We start from the raw sequence: 3104 nt of genomic DNA on the forward strand, positions 1-3104 counted from the left end.
CTCCCCCTCCCCCTCCCGTCCCACTTCAGCGACTGCCAGGCGCGCTCGACCCGAGACTCAACCCCATGGCTTCAGACCGAATTGGCGAACTTCTCGTCCGCGAGAACCTGATCTCCACCGACCAGCTGCGCGAGGCGCAAAAGGACCAGCACGCGACCGGCAAACGGCTCGCCTACAGCCTGACCAAGCTGGGGATCCTGCAAGAGACCGAGCTGACCGACTTCTTGTCGAAGCAGTACGGCGTCCCCTCGATCACGCTCGACGACTTCGAGATCGACCCCGACGTCATCAGCCTCGTGCCGCGCGAAGTGGCGACCAAGCACGTGCTGATCCCGGTCCAGCAAGCCGGCAACAGCTTGATCGTCGCGATGGCGGATCCGTCCAACATCTACGCGGTCGACGACGTCAAGTTCATGACCGGGCTCCACATCGAGGCCGTCGTCAGCACCGACGCCGCGATCGAAGCCGCGATCGAGCACTACTACTCGGCCAGGAATGAAGAGACCGCCTCGTACCAGGAGGTGCTCGGTGACCTCGAGCTCGACGACATCGAGTTCGAGGACACCGGCGAGGACGAGTTCTCGATCGTCGACAGCCAGAACGAGGCCGAGCAGGCCCCGGTCGTCAAGCTCTGCAACCTGATCTTGGTCAACGCGATCAACAAGGCCGCCAGCGACATCCACATCGAGCCCTACGAGAAGAGCTACCGGGTCCGCTACCGGATCGACGGCGTGCTTCACCACGAGATGAACGCCCCGCTCAAGCTCAAGAACGCGATCACCTCGCGGCTCAAGATCATGGCCAACCTCGACATCGCCGAGCGTCGGCTGCCGCAGGACGGGCGCATCAAGATCAAGATGGCCAAGGGCCGCGAGATGGACTTTCGGGTCTCGTGCCTGCCCACGCTCTACGGCGAGAAGATCGTCCTGCGTCTGCTCGACAAGGAGAACCTGCAGCTCGACATGATGAAGCTGGGGTTCGAGCAAGGCCCGCTCGACGACTTCAAGGACGCGATCCACCGGCCCTACGGCATGTGCCTGGTCACCGGCCCGACCGGCTCGGGCAAGACCACCACGCTGTACTCGGCGCTCTCGGAGCTCAACGACGACGAGGTCAACATCTCGACCGCCGAGGATCCGGTCGAGTTCAACCTCGCGGGCATCAACCAGGTCCAGATGCACGACGACATCGGCCTGAACTTCGCCGCCGCGCTGCGCTCGTTCCTGCGTCAAGATCCCGACATCATCATGGTCGGCGAGATCCGTGACTTCGAGACCGCCGAGATCGCGGTCAAGGCCGCGCTCACCGGGCACATGGTGCTCTCGACCCTGCACACCAACGACGCGCCCTCGACCGTCAACCGCCTGCTCAACATGGGCGTCGAGCCGTTCCTGGTCACCGCCTCGGTCAACTTGATCGTCGCCCAGCGGCTCGCCCGGCGGATCTGCAAGGACTGCAAGAAGCCCGACACGGCGACCACGCCGCAGATGTTGGTCGAAGCGGGCATGAAGCCGGCCGAGGCCAAGCAGTGCCAGCCGATGCGGGGCAAGGGCTGCAAGACCTGCTCGGACTCCGGCTACAAGGGTCGCGTCGCGCTCTACGAGGTCATGCTGCTCAAGGACGGGCTCAAAGATCTAATCTTGCAGGGCGCGTCCACGACCGAGCTCAAGTCCGAGGCGATCCGCCTGGGCATGAACACGCTGCGGCGCTCGGGGCTCAACAAGATCGCCGAAGGCATGACGACGGTCGAAGAGATCGTCCGCGTCACCGCTGCTGACTGACGGGCTGTTCGGCCGCGGCGCCCGCGGTTCGCACGTGCAGAGGTTGCGGCAGGCGTCCGCGCGGGGGGCTTTGCGTGGGCGTCGAACCCGGTGACACTCGACGCACGCTGTCATGAGCCAAGTACTCGACGAACTCGTCACCCTCCTCGCGCTCGAGCGGATCGAGGTCAACCTGTTCCGCGGTCAGTCGCAGGACCTCGGCTGGGGCACCGTCTACGGCGGACAGGTGCTCGGCCAGGCGCTCTCGGCCGCGGTCCAGACCGTCCCCGAGGATCGCCACGTGCACTCGCTGCATGGCTACTTCTTGCGAGCCGGGGCCGTCGATCGACCGATCGTGTATGAGGTCGATCGGATCCGCGACGGCAAGTCGTTCACGACCCGGCGCGTGGTTGCGATTCAGAACGGCAAGGCGATCTTCAACCTCGCTGCGTCGTTTCAGATCGTGGAGCCAGGGTTTGAGCATCAGGACGTGATGCCGGCCGCCGCCGCGCCCGAGACCGTGCCGACCGAGCAAGAGCGCGCTGCCCAGTACGCCGAGCAGCTGCCCGAATTCTTGCGCGCGCAGGCGCTGGCCCAGCGGCCGTTCGAGATGCGGCCGCTCGAGCCCGTCAGCAACCCACTCACGCCCGAGGCCCGCGAGCCCGCGCGGATGTTCTGGCTCAAGGCGACCGGGAGCTTGCCGGATGATCCGGCGCTGCACCGCTACTTGCTGGCGTACGCCTCGGACTTTGCGTTCTTGACCACGGCCATGTTGCCGCACGCGGTCACGTGGTTGACCCGGGGGATGCAGGTCGCCAGCTTGGATCACACGATGTGGTTTCATCAGGACGTGCGGGTCGACGACTGGCTGCTGCATGTCGTGGACAGCCCGGCCGCGCATGGGGGTCGGGGGCTCGTGCGGGGGCGGGTGTTTGCTCGTGATGGGCGGCTGGTGGCTTCGACCGCGCAAGAGGGGTTGATGCGGCGGCGCGAAAGGGTTTCAGACTAGCCGGAGGCCGCGGGGGGCGGGTGAGGCACTGCGCCGGGCGGCGAGCCGCAGCGCGAGGTCGAGCAGTCGCTTTCGGCTGTTGGTCTGCGTCGCGGCGAAGATTCGGTGCATGTGCTTGTGGACCGAGGTCTCGCGGATCCTCAGGCGGGCGGCGATCACCTGTGTGCTGCGGCCGTAGAGGACGTGGTGGAGGACGTGTCGCTCGCGCTGGGTGAACGCGAACGCCTCGGTCGCCGCGTCGACCAGCTGCCGGAGGTACGCGCTGACTCGAACACCGTGGGTGGTTGGGTCTCGCCGGGTGCGGGTCTGGGGGGCGCCGCTGGCGGGGTGAGGGC

General features: G+C 66.3%; 3 protein-coding genes. 2 read left to right on the forward strand and 1 reads right to left on the reverse strand.

Annotated elements, in window-relative coordinates:
- Nucleotides 1–65 precede the first annotated feature (65 nt).
- Nucleotides 66–1781: a type IV-A pilus assembly ATPase PilB gene (gene pilB / locus ENSA7_RS01820; RefSeq protein WP_106087454.1), complete on the forward strand. Its 1716-nt coding sequence runs from the start codon at nt 66–68 to the stop codon at nt 1779–1781.
- 112 nt (nt 1782–1893) lie between these two features.
- Nucleotides 1894–2769 (forward strand): acyl-CoA thioesterase II, encoded by an 876-nt coding sequence (tesB, locus tag ENSA7_RS01825; protein WP_106087455.1) that lies wholly within the window; start codon nt 1894–1896, stop codon nt 2767–2769.
- Here the strand turns inward: tesB and ENSA7_RS01830 are convergent.
- Nucleotides 2761–3104: LuxR C-terminal-related transcriptional regulator (locus ENSA7_RS01830; protein WP_219907894.1), on the reverse strand; the 344-nt coding region annotated here is incomplete at its 5' end. The two genes, tesB and ENSA7_RS01830, sit on opposite strands and share 9 nt — an antisense overlap.

Source organism: Enhygromyxa salina (assembly GCF_002994635.1).
In the GTDB taxonomy this organism is placed as follows: domain Bacteria; phylum Myxococcota_A; class Polyangia; order Nannocystales; family Nannocystaceae; genus Plesiocystis; species Plesiocystis salina_B.